Below are 22,675 nucleotides of genomic sequence, written 5' to 3'. Positions count from 1 at the left end.
TCGGCTCTACAGGGGAGGGGTGTCGGTAAGGCCTCAGCCGAGCATGGCTCGGCTCTACATTGGGTTTAGCCGGCCTTCTTGGCGGCAAAGCGGGCGCGCATGCCGGGTACGCTGACCAGGGCCACGATCAGCAGCGCCAGGACGATTTCGATCCAGGCGTAGAGGGCGGTGTCGCGGTGGCTCCAGGCGCTCATCACGCCGTGGCTGAACCAGAACAAGGCCAATACGCCTGCCCAGAAACGCGCGGCGGCGCGCTGTGCCAATACCCCCAGCAACAGCAGCAGCGGCGGTGCGACGAACACCAGCGCCACCGCCAGCAGATGGCGGTCCGCGCGGAACCACCACGCATACAGCCCCGCCAGCAATGCCAGTGAGGCGGCGAGGACCAGGTCGCGCGTGCGCCGGTTCATCGTGCCAGCCGCCGGGCGATATCGGCCACCCGATGCCCCAGCGCCCTTGCCAGCTGGGCTTCGTCATCGGTGAGCTGGGAATCGGCCTGGGTGCCGGCCACGTGGCTGGCGCCATAGGGGGTGCCGCCGCTGGTGGTATGGCTCAATGCCGGTTCGGTGAAAGGGATGCCAACGATCAGGCAACCATGGTGCAGCAGGGGCAGGTGCATCGACAGCAGGGTCGACTCCTGGCCGCCGTGCATCGAGGCGGTGGAGGTGAACACCGCCGCCGGCTTGCCCGCCAAGGTGCCATTGACCCATTCCGCGCCCAGGCCATCGAGGAAATGCTTGACCGGCGCGGCCATGTTGCCGAAGCGGGTAGGGCTGCCCAGCACGATGCCATCGCACTCGGCCAGGTCGGCTATTTCCACATAGGGAGCACCGTCTTCAGGGACGGGCGGGGCACTGGTCTGGGTGACTGCGGCCACCGGCGGCACCGTACGCAGGCGGGCGCTCATGCCCGGCACCTCGCCGATACCGCGGGCGATCTGCCGCGCCAGCCGCGCCACCGAGCCGCCACGGCTGTAGTAAAGCACCAGAATTTCCGCCATTGCGCCGTTCACTCAATCTTGCAGGAGCCGGCAGTATCAACGATGCGGGCCGCGCTTTGCATCGGGTACCCTTGCCGGATGGAACCTCTGGACTCACTCAATCTATGGATGGAGCGCCTACGCGACCGGGCGCGCAACGCCAGTTTCGGGCGCTTCCTGTGGAAGCGCTTCATCGATGACCGCCTGTTCCAGGCGGCCGGCTCGCTGGCCTACACCACGGTATTCGCGCTGGTGCCGCTGGCGATCGTGGTATTCGGTGTGCTGTCGGCGTTCCCGATGTTCGACCGCTGGAGCGAGGCGCTCAGCGACTACGTGTTCTCCAACTTCGTACCGTCGGCGGCGCGAGCGGCCGAAGGCTATCTGCGGCAGTTCTCGGCCAGTGCCGGGCAGCTGACCGCTGCCGGTTTCCTGGCCCTGGTGGTGTCGCTGCTGATCACCCTCAACAGCGTGGAGCAGACCTTCAACAGAATCTGGCGGGTAGCCTCGGCGCGGCCGCAGCTGACCCGTTTCCTGGTCTATTGGACGGTGCTGACGCTTGGCGCCCTGCTGGCCGCCGCCTCGTTGGCGGTATCGGCCAAGGTCCTGTCCTTGCCCTTGTTCGGGACCACCGAAGGCCGCTGGCTGGCCGATCTGGGCCTGCGTCTGGCGCCGGTATTGATCGAGTTCTTCTGCGTGGTGCTGATCTACCGGGTGGTGCCGCACCACACGGTGAAATGGCGTCACGCCATCCCCGGCGCGTTGCTGGCGGTGTTGATGCTGGAGCTGGTGAAGTGGGGCATGGGCCTGTACCTGGGCAGTTTCCAGTCCTACCAGAAGCTCTACGGTACGGTCGCGTTCGTGCCGATCCTGCTGCTGTGGATCTACCTGAGCTGGGTCTCGGTATTGCTGGGCGCATCGCTGGCCTCGTCGGTGGCGGCGTTCCGCTATCAGCCGGTAGCGTTGCGGCTGCCGCAGGGCTGTGAGCTGTATGGGTTGCTGCGGCTGTTGGGGCGCTTCCGTGAGGCGCGGCAGCAGGGGCAGGGCCTGGACGAGGACCAGATTCTGTTGCAGGAGCCCATGCTCACCGACTCCCTGCTGCAGCAGCTGCTGGAGCAGATGGAAAGCATCGGTGTGCTGCGCCGTGATGAACGCGGTGAGTGGCTGCTGGCGCGCGACCTGGACAGCATCAGCCTGCATGACCTGTATGAAAGCTCGCAGCTACGCATTCCGGTAGCCGAGGAATACCTGCCGATGCGCGAGGACAGCCTCGGGCAAGCGGCCTGCAATGCCCTGGATCAACTACGTCTACCGTTGCGCGAACTGCTCAAGCGCCGTGTGGACGACATCTATGTAGAGCGTGGAGATAGCCGATGACCGCCAAATACCTTCCCTGCGTGCTGCTGGTGCTGGCGCTGACCGCCTGCAAGCCGGAACCGGCGCCGGTCACTGCCGCACCGGCCGCGCCTGCCGCGCCAGCCCCTGCACAGTCCGGTGTGGTCCAGCAGACTGCTGAAATACCGCAGCTGCAGGTGCTGACGGTGGATGGCAAGACCTATGACCTGGCCAGTCATCGTGGGCAGTGGGTAGTGGTCAACTTCTGGGCCACCTGGTGCGCTCCCTGCCTGCAGGAAATGCCGGAGCTGTCGGCCTTGCACGCCATGCGCAGCAACGTCGAAGTGGTGGGGTTGGCGTACGAAGACATTGAGCTGGACGAGATGCAGGCCTTCCTGAAGGAGCATCCGGTGGCGTACCCGATCGCCATCATTGATACCTTCAGCCCTCCGAAGGATTTCGCCACCCCGCGTGGCTTGCCGATGACGTATCTGATCGGACCGGACGGCAAGGTCGCCAGGCAGTTCCTGGGGCCGGTGAATGCCCATGAGATCGAGCAGGCGATTGTGGCTGCCGGTGGCAAGGCGGTGTAAGTCAGCTACGGCTGCCGTCGTCGCCTCGTTGCATGTTCAAGCCACGTCCATAGGATCGCCGCGAGGCCGCACAACACAAGTAGTGCGGCTGCCAGCGACAGCCATTGTGGGACCGTGCCGAAGACCAGGATGCCGGGTTGGTAAGTCGGCGGGGCGACTCCAGCCGCGACATGGAATGAATGAGCGAAGCGCCAGTCGCGATACAACATGAGCGCAATGGGAGCTGCAGCTGCCACTGTTGCGCAGATGAAAGTAAGAAGTGTGCGGCGGACGATGGTGTTGAGCATTGGCAGCGTGGCCTGATGTGGCGGCATTGCTTGCGAGAGCTTACCCCTCCCCAACCCTCCCCTTCGCTACGCGAAAGGGAGGGGGCTGGTCTCGGCGATCTGTCCGGTGGCAGCGGCGGCTTTCGCTCCCTCCCTTTCGCGTAGCGAAGGGGAGGGTTGGGGAGGGGTGAGCCTTGTGTTTCAGTGCTGCCAGCTTCGCGGCTTACGCCGCTCCTACAGCGGCTGCAGCATGGCCGGTAATGCTCCTGCCGAGCATGGCTCGGCACTACCGGCGCCTACAAGGAATTCGCGGCGCGCTTTGGCTTGGCTACGTCCTCGTCCAGCACGAATGCCGGGATCGGCTTCACTACCCCGTACTTCTCTTTTTTCGGCTTGCCCGGCAAGGGCGGCAGCTCGATCAGTGGCTCGTCGATGTGGGTGTCGGGCAGGCGGTCGAGCAGGTCGCGTATCACTGTCAAACGGCCGCGCTTCTGGTCATTGAAATCCACCAGTGTCCACGGTGCATGCCCGTTGTGGGTTGCCTCCAGCATGGCCTCGCGGGCCTGGGTGTAGGCGGCGTATTCCTGGCGTGACTTCAGGTCGATCGGCGACAGCTTCCAGCCCTTGAGGGGGTCGTCGCGGCGTTCGGCAAAGCGCTTTTCCTGCTGTTCCTGGTCCACGCACAGCCAGTACTTGAACAGCAGGATGCCATCGTCCACCAGCAGTTTTTCAAATGCCGGGGTCTGCTTGAGGAAGGCCTTGTACTGCGCATCGGTGCAGTAGCCCATCACTTTCTCCACGCCGGCGCGGTTGTACCAGCTGCGGTCCATCAGCACGATTTCGCCGGCGGCAGGCAGGTGGGCGATGTGGCGCTGGAAATACCATTGTCCGTCTTCGCGTTCGCTGGGCTTGGGCAGTGCCACTACCCGGCATTGGCGCGGGTTCACATGCTTGGCGATGTCCTGGATGACGCCGCCCTTGCCGGCGGTATCGCGGCCCTCGAACAGCACCAGGATCCGCTGCCCGCAATGCTGGGCCCAGCGCGCCATGTTGGCCAGCTCCAGTTGCATCGGTTCCAGCAACGCTTCGTATTCTTTGCGTTTGAGCTTGCCCATGGTCACTCCTTGTGGATGTGCCGAGCCTACCGCATGCAGATGTCAGCCCGCGTCTGCACCGCGCCAGCCATGCCGGCTGGCAAGCTGCTGCAGCAGCTGCGCAAGGTCGGCGGCAAATCCGGCCATGTCGAACAGCGTGGAATGCTGGCGTGCATGGGCCAGCCGCTGGCGCAGGGCCTGCAGGGCGCCGGCATCGTTGCCCAGCGCAACCGCCTTGGCGACGAAGGCCTGGTCATCGGCGAGGTTCAACTCGTCCAGCCCGAGGTGATGATTGAGGCTGCCGGCCACCCGTGCGGCAAAGGTGCTGCCGGGTGCGGTCAGCACCGGGCAGCCGGCCCAGAGCGCATCGGAGGCCGTGGTGTGCGCGTTGTACGGATGTGTATCCAGGAACAGGTCGGCGTGCTGGTAGCGGGCCAGATAATGCGGATGCGGCAGTTTGGCCATGAATACCAGCCGTGCCGGATCCACACCGCGCTGGCGCGCGTAGTCGCGCAGGCGCTGGTCGGCCAGGCCGGGGCCGGACAACAGCCACAGCACGCTGCCGGACACGCCGAGCAGGACCTGCAGCAACCGTTCAAGGCTGCGCGGGTTGAGCTTGTAGCTGTTGTTGAAACAGCAAAACACCACGCCGCTGTCGGGCAGGCCACAGTCGGCGCGCGACGGCGCTGCCTGCAGCGTGCGGGTGTTGTCCGAGGGCTGGAAGGCGCGCGGCAGGCGCAGCACTTTTTCACTGAAGGCCGGCTCCAGCGCGGGCGGCAGCACGAACGCGTCCGCCACGATGTAATCGATCCACGGCGCGCCGGAAGTGCCGGGGTAGGCCAGCCAGTTCAGCTGCAGCGGGGCAGGGCGCATGGCCAGTACTTCCGGGGTGCCGCCGCCGCCCCAGCCGCGCAGATCGAACAGCACATCGATGCCGGCGTTGCGGATGCGCTGGGCAATCGCAGTATGGGGCAGGCCGCGGACATCGTGCAGTTGCCCAGCAGCGGCCTGCAGGCGTTGGCGGATGGTGCTGCCATCGTCGCTGTTGAGGGCAAACAGATGGATCTGCAGTTGCGGGTGTGCGCGCAATTGTTCGAACAGCGCCACCGTCAACAGGCCGGTCGGGTGCGCGCCGAAACCATTGGAAAGAAAACCGATGCGCAGCGCACCTTGGCTACGCAGCTGCGCGGCCGGCAGGCGCGGAATCGACTGGGCCAGGACGCTGGCGCGTTGCCGCGCGCAGGCTAGCTGCTCGGCGGCGCTGCCGTCTTCGCTGAGAAAGGCGAACGGCTCCACGGCCGGATTGCCCTGCGCGACGGCGCCGCGTACCTGCTGCGAGAGTGCATCGAGATCGCGCCAGTCACACAGCCGGCGCTGCCAGTTCAGACGCTGCGCAGCCATATAGGCTTCGTCGGGCGCCAGCGCATGGGCGCGACGATACGCCTCGGCAGCGGCTTCGGGTTGGTTGGCGTCTTCCAGTACGTGGCCCAGCCACAGCGCCATGCCCGGATGCTGCGGAGCGAGTTGGCAGGCGCGCTGCAGTAGCGCAGCGGCGTCGTCGTGCTTGCCCTGCATCCAACGGGCGCGGCCGAGGCGGGCGAGGGCCTCGGGATGCTCCGGGCGCAGCTGCAGTGCTCTTGATGCGGCGGCCTCACCCGCAGCCACATCGCCCGCGCCGAGTTCGGCATCGGCCAGCATCACCCATGCGATGAAGTCGGCGGGCTGGCGGCTGACGGCAAGGCGGAGTTGGTCGCGTTCGTTGGTCATTGGGCTGGCTTTTGCTCCCTCCCTTGCGCATAGCGCAGGGGAGGGTCGGGGAGGGGTGGTTGTTGATTTTGCTCTGGGCTGGTGGCTGAGGCCAAATGCAGAGGCGGCAGTGAAGGCCAGAGCCAAAGCCAAAGCCAAAGCCAAAGCTACCCCTCCCCAGCCCTCCCCTGCGCTACGCGCAAGGGAGGGAGCAAAGCCTGTGCTGCGCGCAAGGGAGGAGGCGTATTACGTCCCTTCAGCCAACCGTGCCAGTTCATCCACCTGGTGCTCGTGCTGCAGGCGCGCGATGAGGTCGTCCAGGCCGCCTTCGATGATGTTCGGCAGGTCATACAGGGTCAGGCCCTCGACACGATGGTCGGTGATGCGGCCTTGCGGGAAGCTGTAAGTGCGGATGCGCTGGCTGCGGTCGCCGCTGCCAACCTGCAGGCGCCGCGACTCGGCTTGGGCCGCGGCCTGCTTGCTGCGCTCGGCATCCAGCAACTGCGCCTTCAGCCGCTTCATCGCCTTGTCGCGGTTGGCATGCTGGCTGCGCTCGGTCTGGCATTCCACCACCACGCCGCTGGGGATATGGGTGATGCGGATCGCCGATTCGGTCTTGTTGACGTGCTGGCCACCAGCGCCGGAGGAACGGTAAGTGTCCACCCGCAGGTCGGCCGGGTTGATCACCACCTCTTCGACATCATCGGCCTCGGGAATGATCGCCACCGTTGCTGCCGAGGTGTGGATGCGGCCCTGTGATTCCGTGGCTGGCACGCGCTGCACGCGGTGGGTGCCGGATTCGAACTTCAGCTTGGAATAGGCACCGCGGCCCACCACGCGCGCCACGATTTCCTTGTAGCCACCGTGTTCGCCGGGATTGTCGGATTCGATCTCGACCTTCCAGCCCTGGCGCTCGGCGTAGCGGGCGTACATGCGGAACAGGTCGCCGGCAAAGATTGCCGCCTCGTCGCCACCGGTCCCGGCGCGTACTTCCAGGAACAGGTTGCCTTCATCGCGCGGGTCGCGTGGCACCAGCAGCAGTGCCAGTTCCTCGTCCAGAGCCTGCAGCCGCGCCTGTGCGGCGCTGATTTCTTCCTCAGCCAGCTCGCGCAGTTCCGGGTCGTTGCGCATGGCTTCGGCCGAGGCCAGGTCTTCCAGCGCACGGGTTTCGTTCGCCAATGCAGTGGCGATGGGTTCCAGTTGCGAGAACTCGCGGGAAAAATTGCGGAAACGCTCGTTGTCGGCGACCACATCGGGGTCGGAAAGCAGGCGTTCCAGTTCTTCACGGCGCTCGGCCAGTGCCAGCAGCTTACGGCGCAGGGTCGGCGTCATCATTCCTCGCTACGGGGTGTTGATACCCGGGCGTTGCCGGGAACAGGCGCTCGGCGGCGCGGGTGAGATCGGTATCGCCTTCCAGCGCGGCTTGGCGCAGGGCGGCGGTAGGCGGGTGCAACAGGCGGTTGGTCAGGCCGTGCGCCAATTGCTCGAGTACTTCGTCGGGAAGTTTGCCATGGGCCAGTTGCTGCCGGGCCTTGGCCAGCAGCTCGGCGCGGGTGGCCTCGCCGAACGCCCGCAGTTGCCGGATCGGCGCTTGCAGGCGGGTGGCGCGCAGGTTTTCCAGGTAGCGGGTGACCTGCAGGTCGATGATGGATTCGGCCTCGGCGGCGGCTTCACGGCGGCCACGGCGGTTTTCTTCCACCGCCCGTTCCATGTCGTCCACCGTGTACAGGTAGGCATCGGCCAGCTTGCCGACCTCGGCCTCGATATCGCGCGGTACCGCCAGGTCGAACAGCAGCATCGGCTTGTGCCGGCGTGAGCGCAGCGCGGTGGCGACCTGCCGGTGCAGGATCACCGGCTCGCGTGCGGCGGTGGCCGAGAACACCACATCAGCCTCGCCCAGATGGCGTTCCAGTTCGCTCAGCGGCAGTGCCACGCCGCCGTGACGGCTGGCCAGGTCCTGGGCATTGGCCACGGTGCGGTTGGCGATCAGCAGGCGTTTCACCTTGGCATCGCTTAGGTGCTTGGCGACCAGTTCCATGGTTTCACCGGCGCCGACCAGCAGCACCGTGGATTCATCCATGCGCGCGAACGAGTCCTGCGCCAGCCGCACCGCGGTGGACGCCACCGAAATGGGATTTGCGCCGACACGGGTGTCGGTACGGGCACGCTTGGCCACCGAGAAGGTCTGCTGGAACAACCGGTCCAATTGTTGCCCGATTGCGCCGCTGTCGTGGGCCAGTGCCCAGGCATCCTTGACCTGCCCCAGGATCTGCGGCTCGCCCAGCACCATCGAGTCCAGCCCGGTGGCGACCCGGAACAGGTGGCGCACGGCGTCGCCATCGCTGTGCTGGTACAGATAGCCCTGCAGGCTGCCGGCATGGTGCTCCAGCCAATGGCTCAGCGCCTTGCTGTCCTCGGCAACGGCATACAGCTCGGTGCGGTTGCAGGTGGACAGCAGCACGGCCTCGGCCAGCTGCGGCGTCTGCCGCAGGGAATCCATCGCGCGCGGCAGTGCGTCTCCGCCAAAGGCAGCGCGTTCGCGCAGTTCTACCGGCGCAGTCTGGTGATTCAGTCCGAGCACCCACAGGGTCATCTGTTCAGTTGCTTGCGATAAGCTGCTGGCTGTTGAAGGCCGCCATTTTACGGCCCGGTTGCGCCAGATGCCCGTATTCAATCGCATATGCACCGTTCTGTTGCTTTCCCTGCCGGTTTTTCCGGTGCTGGCGGCCCCGGCTGCGCCTGTCCAGGCGCCCCTGGCTGCTGAAGGCCTGCCGCTGACCCCGGTGCTGGCCGGCGAGTTCTCGCTGCAGGCCGGCAAGTTGCCCGACGCCGCCCGCTGGTACCTGCAGGCCGCCCAGGAAGCCAAGGGCGACGTAGGCCTGGCCGAACGCGCCACCCGCATCGCCATGCTTGCCGATGACGCTGACCGTGCCGAGCAGGCGCTGGCGCTATGGGCGCAGCGTGACCCCGGTTCGGTAGCGGTGCGCGGCACCCGTGGTGCGCTGGCCATGCGCAATGGCGATGCCAAGCTTGCCCGCAAGGAACTGCTGGCGGTGCTGCGTTCGCCCGAGCCACGCGCCTGGCGCTATGCGCTGCTGGCCCTGGCCACCGGCGGCCGTGACCCGGCGGTGCCGGCCGAGGTATTGGGCCAGCTGGTCGATGCCAATGCGATACCCGATGACCTGGAGGCGTGGCAGGAGTTCGGTCGGCTGGCGTTGCGGATGGAGCGCCCCGAGCTGTCGCGGCGGATGGTGGCCGAAGTGGTCAAACGCTTCCCGGACGAGCCGCGGGTGGCGCTGCTGCATGCCTCGCAGCTCAACCAGGCCGGCAAGAAGGACGAGGCGTTGGCTCTGCTCAAGGGCATCGAGCCGAAGGCCGAGAAAGACGAAGAACTGCGCGCCGCCCTGGCCATCGCCTATGACGCCTTGGGTGACACCACGGCTGCCGAGCATGTGCTGTCGGTAGGCGAGCAGAACCTGCAGAGCTGGGGCATGCGCGCCTCGCTGCTGGCCAAGCAGAAGGATGATGTGGCGCTGCTGGCGCTTTACCAGGACATTTCGGCTAAAGCCAGCAAGCCGGACCCGGACCAGCGCCTGTTGCTGGGCAAGATTGCCGAATACCTGAAGCGCTACCAGGAAGCCGTTGATTGGTACCACAGCGTGCCCGGTGGTGAGCATCGTGGCGAGGCGCAGCTGCGTGCGGTCAATGCGCTGTACCTGATGGGTGACAAGGCCGAGGCCGCCAAGGAAGTGCAGTCGATCCAGGCCGATGCCTCGCTGGATGATGATGTGCGCCGCGACGCCTACCTGCTCCAATCCGAGTTGCAGCTGCGTGACGGCAACGCCCAGGCCGAGCTTGATGTGCTTGGCCGTGGCCTGGCGGCCTTCCCGGACGACAGTGCGCTGCTGTATGCCCGCGCGCTGGCATGGGAGCGCAGTGATGACGTGCCGCGTGCCGAAGCCGACCTGCGCAAGGTGCTGGTTGCCGAGCCGGAGAATGTCGCCGCGCTCAATGCGCTGGGCTACACCCTGGCTGACCGCACCCATCGCTACCAGGAAGCCTTGGAGCTGATCGATCGCGCGCGCGTGGCCGAGCCGGACAATGCCGCCATCGTCGACAGCTATGGCTGGGTGCTGTATCGGCTGGGCCGCAACGAGGAAGCGCTGGTGCACCTGCGCCGCGCCTGGACCTTGAACAAGGATCCGGAAATTGCCGCCCATGTGGCCGAGGTGCTGTGGGTGCTTGGGCAGAAAGAGGAAGCGCGGCGCTTTTTTGATGAAGCCCGCAAGCTGGATCCGGACAACCGCGCGCTGCAGCGTGCGATCGAAAAGTTGGGTGTATGAACGTGATGATGTGGCGGGCGCCGTTGGCGCTTGTGATGGTGGGCGCGCTTGCGGCCTGTGGCTCGGTGCCCAAGCGGCAAGCCACGCCGGTGGCGGCCGAGGTGGCGCAGGTATCGGCAGCGGCACAGGCCGCGGAGCAGGCGCGGCAGGCGGCCTTGATGGCGCAGCCGGACTGGTCCTTCCAGGGCCGGGTGGCGATCAGCAAGGGCCGCAACGGCGGCAACGGCCGGATTGACTGGCTGCAGCAGGGGCCGGCCTACCAGGTCAGCCTTGCGGCGCCGGTCACCCGTCAGAGCTGGCAGCTCAGTGGTGGCGAGCCCGGTCAGCCGGTGCGGCTGGAGGGCCTGGAGGGCGGTCCACGCAGCGCCGATGACGCAGCGCAGCTACTGTTGCAGGCCACCGGCTGGGAAATCCCGGTCGCGCAGTTGGCGCAATGGGTGCGCGGCCTGCCGACCTCTGCCGGCATGGCGCCGGAACATCTCGGTTTCGATGCCGACGGGCGGCCGCGAGTGCTGCGCCAGCAGGGCTGGCAGGTCGACTATCTGGACTGGTACCCGGCCCAGGCCGGGCGCCCCTCGCTGCCGCGGCGGATCGAGGCGGTCAATGGCGACGCCAAGGTCCGTCTGATCGTGGATGAATGGGGCGTGGGCGCACCATGACCGTGCAGGCTGACGCCGCGGGCTGGTCGTACTGGCCGGCCCCGGCCAAATTGAATCTTTTTCTGCAGATCACCGGCCGTCGCGCCGATGGCTACCATCTGCTGCAGACCGTCTTCCGCCTGCTGGATTGGGGCGACCGCATCGGCCTGCGCCTGCGTGAAGACGGGCAGATACACCGTGACGGGCCCTCGGTGGCCGGTGTCGCCGAGGCCGATGATCTGGTGGTTCGTGCGGCTATCGCGCTGAGAAATGTCTCAAATTGCGCTAAAGGCGTCGATATCCGGGTCGAGAAGCGCATCCCGGCCGGTGGCGGCTTTGGTGGTGGCTCCTCGGACGCGGCCACCGTGCTGGTGGCGCTCAACGCCTTGTGGGGCACCGGCCTGGATGAGGATGCGCTGGCTGCCATCGGCATGGGCCTGGGCGCCGATGTGCCGGTGTTTGTGCGCGGCCGCAGTGCCTGGGCCGAAGGTGTGGGTGAATTGCTGACGCCGATCGAACTGCCGGAAGCATGGTATTTGCTGGTGGATCCGGGCGTTCATGTGCCCACGGCTGAACTTTTTCGTTCGCAGCATTTGACGCGGGATGCCAAGCCCGTGAAAATAGCGGACTTCGCTTCCGGGACCGTCCTCGGAAATGCGTTCGAGCCGGTACTACGGCGTCAGGAACCTGCCATCGAGGCAACGTTCCAGGCCCTGTCAGGTATTGGTCGGGCACGGCTCACGGGGTCGGGAAGCGGTTGTTTCGTCGAATTTGCCACGCGCGTTGCTGCAGAGCAGGCGTTGGCGGAATTGCCGGAGCAACTGCGGGCATGGGTAGCTGCGGGCGTTGATCGCTCGCCACTGCTTGATGCGCTGGAGACGACGGGAATTGTTTGATGCAGGGGCGTCGCCAAGAGGCCCAAGGCACCAGGTTTTGATCCTGGCATTCGTAGGTTCGAATCCTACCGCCCCTGCCACACGTTCCCTCCGGCTGTAAGCGCTACGGATGTGCGCTGAACCAGATACGCGCCATCTCTGCAGCAATCCTGTTCCTTTGCTACTCGCCCCCGCCCGAGAGAGCTGTCATGCAAGAATCCCCGAATCTGCTGGTTTTTTCCGGCAATGCCAACAAACACCTTGCGCAGAGCATCTGCAAGGAACTCGGGGTAAGACCGGGTAAGGCGCTGGTTTCCAAGTTCTCCGACGGCGAAGTGCAGGTCGAGATCCAGGAAAACGTGCGTAAGCAGGATGTATTCGTGGTCCAGTCCACCGGCGCCCCGAGTGCGGAAAACCTGATGGAGCTGCTGGTGATCATCGACGCGCTCAAGCGCGCGAGCGCCGCCTCCGTCACCGCGGTGGTGCCGTACTTCGGCTACGCCCGCCAGGATCGCCGCATGCGCTCCTCGCGCGTGCCGATCACCGCCAAGGTTGCTGCAAAGATGTTTTCGGCCGTGCACACCGACCAGATCCTCACGGTCGACCTGCACGCCGACCAGATCCAGGGTTTCTTCGACATGCCGGTCGACAACGTCTATGCCTCGCCGCTGTTGCTGGCAGACATCTGGCGCGTCTATGGCACCGACAACCTGATCGTGGTCAGCCCGGACGTAGGCGGCGTGGTACGCGCCCGCGCTGTGGCAAAGCGCCTGGATGATGCCGACCTGGCCATCATCGACAAGCGTCGTCCGCGTGCCAACGTCGCCACCGTGATGAACATCATCGGTGACGTTGAAGGCAAGACCTGCGTCATGGTCGACGACATCGTCGACACCGCCGGCACCCTGTGTGCTGCCGCTGCTGCCCTCAAGGCGCGCGGTGCACTGAAGGTTGCCGCGTACTGCACCCACGCCGTGCTCTCGGGCCCGGCGGTGGACAACTTGAACAATTCCCAGCTCGACGAGCTGGTGGTGACCGACACGATCCCGCTTTCCGAAGTGGCCCGCGTCTGTCCCAAGATCCGCCAGATCAGCGTGGCCGAAATGCTGGCCGAGACGATGCGCCGCATCGCCTTCGGTGAGTCGGTCAGCTCGATGTACGTGGATTGATGGATCCGGTCCCCGGCGTGTCCGGGGATCACAACAGGCTCTTCTGGTCGCGGAAGAGTCTTTACGCAGCGCCGCGAGGCGGTGCAACAACCTAGAGTAGTCAACAATGGCAAAGTCTCACGAAATCAAAGTCGCTCGTCGTGACGTGCAAGGTCAGGGTGCGAGCCGCCGCCTGCGTCATGCCGGTGTGGTTCCGGGCATCGTTTACGGTGGTGGTCGCGAGCCGGTCAAGGTCGAGTTCAACCACAACGAAATCTGGCTGGCCCAGTTCAACGATTGGTTCTACTCCTCGATCATCGACCTGAACCTCGACGGCACCATCCACAAGGTGCTGCTGCGTGACATGCAGCGTCACCCGTACAAGCAGCTGGTCATGCACCTGGATTTCCAGCGCGTGAACGAAAACGAAGTGCTGCACGCTTCGGTGCCGCTGACCTTCATCAACGAAGACACCTCGCCGGCTGGCAAGGCTGCCGACGTGCTGGTCACCCACGAACTGAAGGAAGTGGCGATTGCCTGCTTGCCGAAGGACCTGCCGGAGTCGATCGAAGTCGACCTGGGCGAGCTGAAGGCTGGCGACATCATCTACCTGTCGGGCCTGAAGCTGCCGGCTGGCGTGGAAATCCCGGCACTGAAGCTGGGCAAGAACCACGACGACGCCGTGGTCATCGCCAAGACCGCCGCTGCAGAAGAAGCAGCAGCCGAGTAATCGGCACTGTTGCGCCCGCTCTTCGGAGCGGGCGCAGCAGATGCATCTGACAGATGACTGGCTTGCGATTGATTGTTGGTCTCGGCAACCCCGGACCCGAACACGCCCGAACCCGGCATAACGCTGGGTTTCATTTCGTTGAGGCCCTGGCAGAGCGGCAGGGCGCGCGCTGGGCGCTGGAAAGCAAATTGTTTGGCGAAGTCGCCAAGGTCGAGATTGCCGGGCAACCGGTATGGCTGTTGAAGCCGGCCACCTACATGAACCTGTCTGGCAAATCGGTCACCGCCGCGCAGCGGTTCTGGAAGATCGAGCCGGAAGAAACCCTGCTTGCACACGACGAACTGGACATGCCGCCCGGCGTGGCCCGGCTCAAGTTCGACGGTGGTCATGGTGGCCAGAACGGCCTGCGTGACACCATCCGCCTGCTCGGTCATGGCAAGTTCCACCGTCTGCGTCTTGGTATCGGCCATCCCGGTCACAAGGACCGCGTGGTGGGCTGGGTGCTGGGCCGTCCGTCGCCGCAGGATGCTGTGCTGATGGAGCAGGCCATCGATGCGGCCATCGACGTGATGCCGTTGGCGGTAGCAGGTGATTTCAGCGAAGCCATGAAGCGGCTGCACACCACCAAGTGAGCAGGAAATGGGGAATGGGGAATGGAATGGCAGCAGCCCTTCCACTCCCCATTCCCGATTTTCCATTCACGGGAGTTCAAGCATGGGTATCAAATGCGGCATCGTCGGTCTGCCCAATGTCGGCAAGTCGACCCTGTTCAATGCGCTGACCAAGGCGGGTATCGCTGCGGCCAACTTCCCGTTCTGCACGATCGAGCCGAACACCGGCGTCGTGCCGGTGCCGGATCCGCGCCTTGATGCGCTGGCGGCAATCGTCAAGCCGGAGCGGGTGATCCCGACCACGATGGAGTTCGTCGACATCGCCGGCCTGGTCGCCGGTGCGTCCAAGGGTGAAGGCCTGGGCAACAAGTTCCTGGCCCATATCCGTGAGACCGATGCCATCGCACACGTCGTGCGCTGCTTCGAAGACAGCAACGTCATCCACGTTTCCAACAAGGTTGCTCCCATCGCCGATATCGAGACCATCGATACCGAGCTGGCGCTGGCCGACCTGGAATCGGTGTTGAAGGCACTGGACCGCGCCACCCGTGCGGCCAAGGCCAACGACAAGGAAGCACTGGCCCGCAAGCCGGTGCTGGAGAAGCTGGCTTCGGCGCTGGACCAGGGCAAGTCGGCGCGTTCGGCTGGCCTCGATGCCGATGAAAAGGCGTTGATCCGCGACATGTTCCTGATCACGCTCAAGCCGCTGATGTACATCGCCAACGTGGCCGAGGATGGCTTCGAGAACAATCCGCTGCTGGACGTCGTGCGCGCGCGCGCCGAAGCCGAGGGTGCCGAAGTGGTGCCGGTGTGTGCGGCTATCGAAGAAGAAATGGCGCAGCTGGACGACGCTGACCGTGACGAGTTCCTCAAGGATCTCGGCCTGGAAGAGCCCGGCCTGAACCGCGTGATCCGCGCCGGCTACAAGCTGCTGGGCCTGCAGACCTACTTCACCGCTGGTGTGAAGGAAGTCCGCGCATGGCAGCTGCGCGCAGGGTCTACCGCGCCGCAGGCCGCCGGCGTGATCCATACCGACTTCGAGCGTGGCTTCATCCGCGCCGAAACCATCAGCTATGAGGACTTCATCAACCTCAAGGGCGAGCAGGGTGCCAAGGAAGCCGGCCGCCTGCGTCTGGAAGGCAAGGATTACATCGTCAAGGAAGGCGACGTGCTGCATTTCCGCTTCAACGTCTGATCCACCGCACGTTGCAGCACCAACAAGGCCCCGCACTGCGGGGCCTTGTCGTATCCGTCGTTCGTGGCGTGGTCAAAAAATCATCACGATTTCGAAACCCTTGCAGCGCAAGGGCTGCGCGCGCTTGTCCACAGCCTTCTCCAGCTATTGCACACAGCCGTTGTGGAGAAGGGGGGGGGCGCCATGTAATCCGCAGGCGCATGCCGTCTAGCTTGTGGGAGCGGCGTCAGCCGCGAAGCTGGCGATGGTGGAGCGCCCGGCAACTGTGCCACCTGATGGTCTATCAGCTTCGCGGCTGACGCCGCTCCTACAAAGCGCGCCGATTTGCATCGCGACAGGCTGGCGAAATATTCACCACAGTTTCGAAAGCATTGGCGGACAGGGCCTGCGCATGGTTGTCCACAGCCTTCTCCATCCATTGCACACAACTGCTGTGGAGAAGCAGGGTCGCCATGTAATCCGCAGGCGCATGCTGTCTAGCTTGTGGGAGCGGCGTCAGCCGCGAAGCTGGCAATGCCTGATCACCAGGCATCTGTGCCATCTGATGGTGCATCTGCTTCGCGGCTTACGCCGCTCCTACAAAAACACCGGCTTGCGTCGCGACAGGCTGGTGAAATATTCGCCATCTTTTCGAAAGCCTTGCAGCGCAAGGCCTGCACACGGTTGTCCACAAGCTTCTCCAGCCATTGCACACAGCGGTTGTGGAGAAGCTCAATCGCCACAGTTCGCATCCATGGACGGCCGCTGTAGCCCGGGTAAGCGCAGCGCACCCGGGGGCGGTTTGCGCGGAGAGCATGCGGGCTTGCCGTAGCGCGCTTGCCCCGGGGCTGCGCTCAGTGCTGGTGCCACCTCGCGCAAACAACAAGGCCCGCCAATGGCGGGCCTTGTTGTTGATGCGCATGGCTGGGTGGGATTACAGCGCGGCGCCGCCGAACTTGTGCGTGTACTGCAGGTTGATCTGACGGCCGACGCTGTCGAACCAGGAGATGTCGTAGTACGGATACGACGAATAGGTCGGATCCTTCGGCGGCATCTTGTTGAACAGGTTCACCACCGACAGGCTCAGGCGCGAGTGGTCGTCAAAGCGGTATTGCAGTGATGCGTTGTAGCGATAGGTAGCACGGATGTAGGGGCCCGGATCGCCTTCTTCCCACACCTGATCGTAGGACCAGCTGTTGGGCAGCTTGCCCAAACGCTGGCCATAGACGGTCGCGGCCCAGGCATCCTTCTCCCAGCTGATGCTGGCGCTGGTCTTGGTGCGCGGGATATCGAAACCGCTGTTGACCGCGAACTGATCCTTGATCTCATCACCGGCGTATTGCTGGAAGTCGTGCTTCTTCACCCAGGTATGGGCGCCGCTGAAGGTGAATTGACCGATGCCGGTCTGCAAGCGGTAGCGCACGCCGATATCGACGCCTTCGGTGGACTCCTTGGCAACGTTGATCGGATTGACGTAGATGCCGTAGAGCGAGCCGTTGGAATTGCGGGTCACGCGCGAGACGGCGTCCATGCAGGTGGGCGAGCTCATGTCCTTGTCGCCGAGCCGGCAGGCCGCCTCGTCACGCAGGATCTGGTCCACGCTCATGTCCTGGACCTGATCGCGCATGTCGATGTTGAACCAGTCCGCCGAGATATCCAGACCATTGATGGGCGACCAGACAAAGCCGGCAGTCCACGAGGTGCTGGTCTCCGGATCGAGGTTGCGATTGCCCTCGCGGGTGCGGATCAGGCCTTCGCTGTAGTCCTCCGGGTCATCGCCATTGTCCAGCGCATAGTTGTACCAATCGACGCCGCTGGTCTCGTCATTGCCGATGCCGGCATAGACATAGTGCAGATCCGGGGCGCGGAAGGCCGTGCCGTAGGAGCCACGAACCAGCAATGAGTCGATCGGGCGCCATTCCAGACCGGTGCTCCAGGTTGCCTTGCCGATGCTGTTGCCGGAATAGCGGTATTGGTCGTAACGACCGGCCACGCTCCAGTTCAGTGTTTCGTGCAGTGGCATGCGCAGCTCGGCGGCACCCGCCCAGCGATTGCGGCTGCCCTTGCCGTCGGAGTCCTTCCAGCTGTAGTAGTAGTACTGGGTAGCCAGCGGATCGGGGTTCAACGAGTACGACTGGCGGCCGAGCTCCACGGTGCCTGCGAAGCCGGCGTCACCGCCGGGCAGGGTGAACAGGTCACCCTTGCTGACCGTCAACGACAAGGTGCCGGTTTCGGACTTCGGCGTGTACACCGAACGTGCGGCGATGGAGTCGTACTCACTACGGGTGAGCGGGCGGTACAGGCGTTCCGGGTCGGCGTTGTAGATCGGGAAGCCATCGTCGTCCTCACCAAGCTGCGGGCCAAGGAACAGTTCGTTGGCCTTGGCCGCCACGATCTGCGGCCAGCTGATCTTGGCGCGGTACTGCGAATAGCTCAGTGCTGCTTCGTAGTCCCAAATGTCGGCCCAGGTGCCTTTGAAGCCGGTGGTCACGCCAAAGGTTTTCTGCGTGGTCTCGATCATGTTGCGGCTGAGCCCACCGATTTCTTCCGGCGTGAACTGGCGCTGCCAGAATTCCACCTGGTCGCTGGCCTGGTTGTAGAAATAACCTTCCTCGTTGCCGTCGGCGGCCATGTGGCTCCACGCAGTCACGTCGCGGAACATCGATACATCGTGGTAGCCCATCTGCACGTCGGCAAACCATTGGCTGCCATTGTCGAAGGCATAGCTCATCGACGCATACGCGTTCACGCCGCGACGCTTGCTGATGATGGTGCCGTAGCCGATGGCCTCATCGCTGCCGCAGTAGTAGCCGTACCTGGGGCGATAGCCGTAGTACGTGGTGCCGCCATTCTGGCCGGACAATGCATCGCAGGTTGCCTGGCCCGGGTCGATGTAGTCGTCATACCAGTCGGTGCGCAGGAAGCCGCGGCGCGGCGCCTGTGCGGCGGCAGTGGGGCCATCCTTGGTGGAGTCCTGGATGTCACGCTCATACGCCCACAATGGCGTCTGCGATTGCAGCTCCACGCTGTAGATGCCGCTGAAGCGGCCCTTCTCGAAGCCGCTGACCAGGCTGATGTCGAATGACTCGCCGCCGCCTTCGCTGGTGATGCCCATGCGCGCATCGACGGTGGTGCCGTCGGCATGCTTCTTGAGAATGAAGTTGACCACGCCCGAGATCGCGTCGGAGCCATAAATGGCCGATGCACTGCCGGTCAGTACTTCTATCCGCTCGATCATGCCCAGCGGAATGTTGGAGATGTCGGTGAAGTTGCTGCGGCCCTTGAACGGCATCGGGAAGTCGGCGATGCGGCGGCCATTGACCAGTACCAGGGTGTGGTTCGGGCCCAGTCCGCGCAGGTCAACCTGCTGTGCGCCGGGCGAGAAGTCCGCGCCGCTGGAAGACTGCTGGCTCTGCGTCTCGCCGCCGTTCTGGGTCATGGCGCGCAGTACGTCGGGCACGCTGGTGAACCCGGCGGCCTTGATTTCTTCGGCAGTCACCACGGTGACCGGGGCCGGGCCCTCTACCTGGGCGCGCGGAATGCGTGAGCCGGTGACCTGCACCGTGTCCAGTTGCTGGGGTTGGCCTTGGGGGCTGTTCTGCGCCAGGGCAGGGGCGGCCATCGACAACAGGGCCAGTTGGATTGAACACACCATTGCGTGTTTACGCATGAATCGGCTCTCTAATGAATGTTCTGGGATGCCCATCCGGCTGTCAGGGAATGCCGCCCAACCCTGTCTGAAATGTGAATGGGTCCACAGCATCTAACACCTTTTTTACACGCTTGACCACTGCCGGAAAGTCTGGCATTAGAGCTGTAAGCGGTTACATGAGGTGGCTGGAGTGCGCGATGAAACGTAAGAGTTCCTGGCTTGGGCGGCTGGCCCTGGTAGTGATGGCCATCGCTGCCGCGAGCGCGGCCCATGCGCAGGATTCGCGCGGTCTTGGCGCGCCCGGCTACACGTATTACGAAGTGGGTGATCTGGCTGCCCCGCGTCCGGGCAAGACCGAGCCGGCGATGCTGTTGATGGGCGGTGGCGACTGGGTGCCCGAGGCATTCCATTGGTGGGTTGAACGTGCCGGCCATGGTCGCGTGGTGATCCTGCGCGCCTCCGGTGACGACAACATGCAGAAGGAGCTGTACCACGACATTGGTGGTGTCACCGCGGTGCAGACGCTGGTGTTTGACAGCCGCAAGGCCGCCGACGATCCGTCCGTGCTGCGGGTGGTGCGCGCTGCCGATGCGATTTTCATCGCAGGCGGCGACCAGGCGCGTTATATCCGCTTCTGGAAGGGCACTGAGCTCAATACCGCGCTCAACGAACATGTTCGCGCCGGCAAGCCGATTGGCGGCACCAGTGCCGGCCTGGCCATTCTGGGCGGATACGCCTATGGCGCGCTGGACGGTGGCAGCGTCAATTCGCCGGCCGCGCTGAATGATCCGATGGGCAGCGAGGTGACCATGGACCGGGATTTCCTGACCATGCCCTATCTGTCCAACGTGGTCACCGATACCCATTTCGCCAAGCGTGACCGGCTGGGTCGTTTGATCGTGTTTGTTGCCCGTGCCGCGCAGGACAAGGGGCGGGACGACATCGTCGGCATCGGCGTGGATGAAGACACTGCGTTATGTGTCGAGGCCGATGGCCGTGGACGGGTGTATTCCTTGAACGACGGCTATGCGTGGCTGGTGATGCCGCGGCGCACGGCCGACCGGCTCAGCAATGGTGAGCCGCTGGAATTCAGTTCGATCCCGGTAACCGGGGTAGGGGCAGGCAGCCGCCTGCATCTGGATGGGTTCAAGGTCGACAACGCCGCGTTCACCGCAATGGCCAGTGTGGTTGCTGGGGAACTCGAGTTGCATCCCAATTGAGGATGCGGGCGGCGTAGGAGAAGGGGCTTCGGCCCCTTTTTTATTGCCATCACGCCGCTGCTTCGGCCTTGGTGGTGCCGCGCGATCGGCTGTGCCGGCGCTGTGGGCACAGGTGGCTGCGGTCACTGTTCATAGCGGCTGGCACCTGCCTAGAATCGGCTTCCATTCGGGAGTGAAGAAACATGAAGCTGACTTCTGCGGTAATGCTGGGCCTGGCGTCGCTGTCCTCGGGGGCTGCCGCTGCAGCCGAGGTTTCTCCCTTGCTGGTGATTCACGGCGGGGCCGGCGTCGAGCGCAAGGACTTCAGTGCTGCAGAAGAGCGTGCCGCGCGTGCGGCCTTGACCGAGGCGCTGCGTCAGGGCCACCAGGCACTGGCGGCGGGCAAGCCGGCGCTGGATGCGGTCACTGCCGCCATTACCGTGCTGGAGAACGACCCGACCTTCAATGCCGGGCGGGGCGCGGTGTTCACGCATGACGGCAAGAACGAGCTGGATTCCTCGCTGATGGATGGCGCCACGCTGCGTGCCGGTGCGGTGGCTGGCGTGCATACGGTGAAGAACCCGATCCTGCTTGCACGCGCGGTGATGGAGCATTCGCCGCACGTGATGATGGTGGGGCAGGGCGCGGAGATGTTCGCCGCCGAGCAGAAGATCGAGCTGGTCGATCCGTCTTACTTCCGCACCGAGAAGCGCTGGGAGCAGTTGCAGCGTGCATTGAAGGAAGAGGCTGCCGGCCAGGCACATGTGGATCTGGAGACGGCCAAGCACTTCGGCACGGTCGGCGCGGTGGCACTCGACAGTCAGGGCAAATTGGCCGCAGGCACGTCCACCGGCGGCATGACCAACAAACGCTACGGTCGCGTCGGTGATTCGCCGATCATCGGTGCGGGCACCTATGCCACCGGCAACTGCGCGGTATCAGGCACCGGTTGGGGCGAGTTCTACATCCGCCTGGCGGCTGCACATGAAATATGCGCGCGCATGCAGTACTTGAAGGAAACCCCTGCACAGGCCGGTGAAGAGGTCATCGTCAAGCGCGTGCCGGCATTGGGCGGTGATGGTGGTGCGATTGTGCTGTCGGCAGACGGTACGGCGGCAACGCCCTTCAATACCGAAGGCATGTACCGCGGTTGGATTGGTGCCGATGGTGTGCCGCACGTAGCCATTTTTGCCGACGAAAAGCTTAAAATGCCCGGCGAGTAATACGCTGTTGAGGGACGGCGGCGGCGCTGCAAAAAAATTTTCACCGAATGTGAAGATTTCTGTTGACAGCATCGGCGCCGATAACCAAAATAGCGAGCTCACCCACCCCTGACCGGCAAGGCCGCCGGTCCTAGACAAGGGAGTGGAATGGAGGGATACCCAAGCGGCCAACGGGGGCAGACTGTAAATCTGCTGGCTTACGCCTTCGGTGGTTCGAATCCACCTCCCTCCACCAGTTTTATGTTGTGACGTGTTTTCCCGGTGCGGGAGTAGTTCAACGGTAGAACCTTAGCCTTCCAAGCTAATGGTGCGGGTTCGATTCCCGTCTCCCGCTCCATTGAACGAAACGAAAAAACACGGCATAATAGACAACTCGCTCACGTAGCTCAGTCGGTAGAGCACCTCCTTGGTAAGGAGGAGGTCGAAGGTTCGATTCCTTTCGTGAGCACCATCTTGCCGATAGTGCATAACCAACCTGTTACCGAGAAGAAGCAGCCATGTCCAAGGGTAAGTTCGAGCGTACCAAGCCGCACGTCAACGTCGGCACCATCGGCCACGTCGATCATGGCAAGACCACGCTGACCGCCGCACTGACCAAGATCGGTGCAGAGCGCTTCGGTGGCGAGTTCAAGGATTACTCCTCGATCGACGCCGCGCCGGAAGAAAAGGCACGTGGTATCACCATCTCGACCGCACACGTTGAGTACGAATCGGCCAGCCGTCACTATGCCCACGTCGATTGCCCGGGCCATGCTGACTACGTCAAGAACATGATCACCGGTGCTGCCCAGATGGACGGCGCGATCCTGGTCTGTTCGGCTGCTGACGGCCCGATGCCGCAGACCCGCGAGCACATCCTGCTGTCGCGTCAGGTCGGCGTGCCGTACATCGTCGTGTTCCTGAACAAGGCCGACATGGTTGACGACGCCGAGCTGCTCGAGCTGGTCGAAATGGAAGTTCGTGAGCTGCTGAGCAAGTACGACTTCCCGGGCGACGATACCCCGATCGTTCACGGTTCGGCGCGTATGGCGCTGGAAGGTGACCAGAGCGACATCGGCGTGCCGGCCATCCT

General features: G+C 64.2%; 19 protein-coding genes and 4 tRNA genes. 16 read left to right on the top strand and 7 right to left on the bottom strand.

What is annotated here, in order from left to right:
- Positions 1 to 65 precede the first annotated feature (65 nt).
- Both ABB27_RS17545 and wrbA read right to left on the bottom strand, forming a co-directional pair.
- Positions 66 to 410: a DUF2069 domain-containing protein gene (locus ABB27_RS17545; protein ID WP_057630340.1), complete on the bottom strand. Its 345-nt coding sequence runs from the start codon at positions 408 to 410 to the stop codon at positions 66 to 68.
- Entirely contained in the window at positions 407 to 1,000 is a 594-nt protein-coding gene (gene wrbA / locus ABB27_RS17540) for an NAD(P)H:quinone oxidoreductase (RefSeq protein WP_057630339.1), read from the bottom strand. The genes ABB27_RS17545 and wrbA overlap by 4 nt, the downstream gene beginning before the upstream one ends.
- Positions 1,001 to 1,078: 78 nt before the next feature.
- On the opposite strand from wrbA, the gene ABB27_RS17535 reads away from it, so the two are divergent.
- Positions 1,079 to 2,353 carry a YihY family inner membrane protein gene (locus tag ABB27_RS17535; RefSeq protein WP_057630337.1) on the top strand — a complete coding sequence of 425 codons (1,275 nt, stop codon included), beginning with the start codon at positions 1,079 to 1,081 and terminating at the stop codon, positions 2,351 to 2,353.
- Positions 2,350 to 2,904: a TlpA family protein disulfide reductase gene (locus ABB27_RS17530; RefSeq protein ID WP_057630335.1), complete on the top strand. Its 555-nt coding sequence runs from the start codon at positions 2,350 to 2,352 to the stop codon at positions 2,902 to 2,904. Before ABB27_RS17535 ends, ABB27_RS17530 begins: the two co-directional genes overlap by 4 nt.
- 562 nt (positions 2,905 to 3,466) lie before the next feature.
- Here the strand turns inward: ABB27_RS17530 and ppk2 are convergent.
- The 4 genes from ppk2 to hemA all read right to left on the bottom strand — a co-directional run bounded on the left by ppk2 (position 3,467) and on the right by hemA (position 8,603).
- Positions 3,467 to 4,285: a polyphosphate kinase 2 gene (gene ppk2, locus ABB27_RS17525; protein ID WP_057630334.1), complete on the bottom strand. Its 819-nt coding sequence runs from the start codon at positions 4,283 to 4,285 to the stop codon at positions 3,467 to 3,469.
- Positions 4,286 to 4,327: 42 nt separating this feature from the next.
- Positions 4,328 to 6,031, bottom strand: coding sequence for an O-linked N-acetylglucosamine transferase, SPINDLY family protein (locus ABB27_RS17520; protein ID WP_057630332.1), 1,704 nt, complete (start codon positions 6,029 to 6,031; stop codon positions 4,328 to 4,330).
- Between the two features lie 225 nt (positions 6,032 to 6,256).
- A complete protein-coding gene (gene prfA / locus ABB27_RS17515) occupies positions 6,257 to 7,342 on the bottom strand; it encodes a peptide chain release factor 1 (RefSeq protein WP_057630330.1) in 1,086 nt (361 codons plus the stop codon).
- Positions 7,320 to 8,603 (bottom strand): glutamyl-tRNA reductase, encoded by a 1,284-nt coding sequence (gene hemA, locus ABB27_RS17510; RefSeq protein WP_057630328.1) that lies wholly within the window; start codon positions 8,601 to 8,603, stop codon positions 7,320 to 7,322. Before hemA ends, prfA begins: the two co-directional genes overlap by 23 nt.
- 67 nt (positions 8,604 to 8,670) lie before the next feature.
- Between hemA and ABB27_RS17505 the strand changes: the two genes are divergently transcribed.
- The 8 genes from ABB27_RS17505 (at position 8,671) to ychF (ending at position 15,550) form a co-directional block, all read left to right on the top strand.
- Positions 8,671 to 10,353, top strand: a complete 1,683-nt coding sequence (locus ABB27_RS17505; protein WP_057630326.1) for a tetratricopeptide repeat protein — start codon at positions 8,671 to 8,673, stop codon at positions 10,351 to 10,353.
- Positions 10,350 to 11,012 carry a lipoprotein insertase outer membrane protein LolB gene (gene lolB / locus ABB27_RS17500; RefSeq protein WP_057630323.1) on the top strand — a complete coding sequence of 221 codons (663 nt, stop codon included), beginning with the start codon at positions 10,350 to 10,352 and terminating at the stop codon, positions 11,010 to 11,012. The genes ABB27_RS17505 and lolB overlap by 4 nt, the downstream gene beginning before the upstream one ends.
- Entirely contained in the window at positions 11,009 to 11,887 is an 879-nt protein-coding gene (gene ispE / locus ABB27_RS17495) for a 4-(cytidine 5'-diphospho)-2-C-methyl-D-erythritol kinase (protein WP_057630321.1), read from the top strand. The genes lolB and ispE overlap by 4 nt, the downstream gene beginning before the upstream one ends.
- Before the next feature lie 3 nt (positions 11,888 to 11,890).
- Positions 11,891 to 11,967: transfer RNA gene (locus ABB27_RS17490), tRNA-Gln, on the top strand.
- A 108-nt stretch (positions 11,968 to 12,075) separates the two neighbouring features.
- Positions 12,076 to 13,035, top strand: coding sequence for a ribose-phosphate diphosphokinase (locus tag ABB27_RS17485; RefSeq protein WP_057630319.1), 960 nt, complete (start codon positions 12,076 to 12,078; stop codon positions 13,033 to 13,035).
- Between the two features lie 106 nt (positions 13,036 to 13,141).
- Entirely contained in the window at positions 13,142 to 13,744 is a 603-nt protein-coding gene (locus ABB27_RS17480) for a 50S ribosomal protein L25/general stress protein Ctc (RefSeq protein WP_057630318.1), read from the top strand.
- A gap of 53 nt (positions 13,745 to 13,797) precedes the next feature.
- Positions 13,798 to 14,376 carry an aminoacyl-tRNA hydrolase gene (gene pth, locus ABB27_RS17475; RefSeq protein ID WP_057630316.1) on the top strand — a complete coding sequence of 193 codons (579 nt, stop codon included), beginning with the start codon at positions 13,798 to 13,800 and terminating at the stop codon, positions 14,374 to 14,376.
- 82 nt (positions 14,377 to 14,458) lie between these two features.
- Positions 14,459 to 15,550, top strand: coding sequence for a redox-regulated ATPase YchF (ychF, locus tag ABB27_RS17470; RefSeq protein ID WP_057630313.1), 1,092 nt, complete (start codon positions 14,459 to 14,461; stop codon positions 15,548 to 15,550).
- Between the two features lie 913 nt (positions 15,551 to 16,463).
- Here the strand turns inward: ychF and ABB27_RS17465 are convergent.
- The gene (locus ABB27_RS17465; protein WP_057630311.1) at positions 16,464 to 19,199 is read right to left on the bottom strand and encodes a TonB-dependent receptor plug domain-containing protein; all 2,736 of its coding nucleotides are present in this window, start codon (positions 19,197 to 19,199) and stop codon (positions 16,464 to 16,466) included.
- Positions 19,200 to 19,357: 158 nt separating this feature from the next.
- Between ABB27_RS17465 and ABB27_RS17460 the strand changes: the two genes are divergently transcribed.
- The 6 genes from ABB27_RS17460 to ABB27_RS17435 form a co-directional block, all read left to right on the top strand.
- Positions 19,358 to 20,401: a cyanophycinase gene (locus ABB27_RS17460; RefSeq protein ID WP_057630309.1), complete on the top strand. Its 1,044-nt coding sequence runs from the start codon at positions 19,358 to 19,360 to the stop codon at positions 20,399 to 20,401.
- Between the two features lie 182 nt (positions 20,402 to 20,583).
- Positions 20,584 to 21,603, top strand: coding sequence for an isoaspartyl peptidase/L-asparaginase family protein (locus tag ABB27_RS17455; RefSeq protein WP_057630307.1), 1,020 nt, complete (start codon positions 20,584 to 20,586; stop codon positions 21,601 to 21,603).
- Positions 21,604 to 21,752: 149 nt separating this feature from the next.
- Positions 21,753 to 21,838 (top strand) — tRNA-Tyr (locus tag ABB27_RS17450).
- A gap of 28 nt (positions 21,839 to 21,866) precedes the next feature.
- Positions 21,867 to 21,940, top strand: a tRNA-Gly gene (locus ABB27_RS17445).
- A gap of 38 nt (positions 21,941 to 21,978) precedes the next feature.
- Positions 21,979 to 22,054 (top strand) — tRNA-Thr (locus ABB27_RS17440).
- Between the two features lie 46 nt (positions 22,055 to 22,100).
- Positions 22,101 to 22,675, top strand: a 575-nt coding sequence (locus ABB27_RS17435; RefSeq protein WP_152984663.1) for a GTP-binding protein, incomplete at its 3' end; no start/stop codon positions are given.

This window comes from Stenotrophomonas terrae, assembly GCF_001431465.1.
Classification (GTDB): Bacteria; Pseudomonadota; Gammaproteobacteria; order Xanthomonadales; family Xanthomonadaceae; genus Stenotrophomonas; species Stenotrophomonas terrae.
The sequence above is the reverse complement of the archived record's forward strand: the minus strand, read 5'-3'. Positions and strand labels throughout refer to the sequence as shown.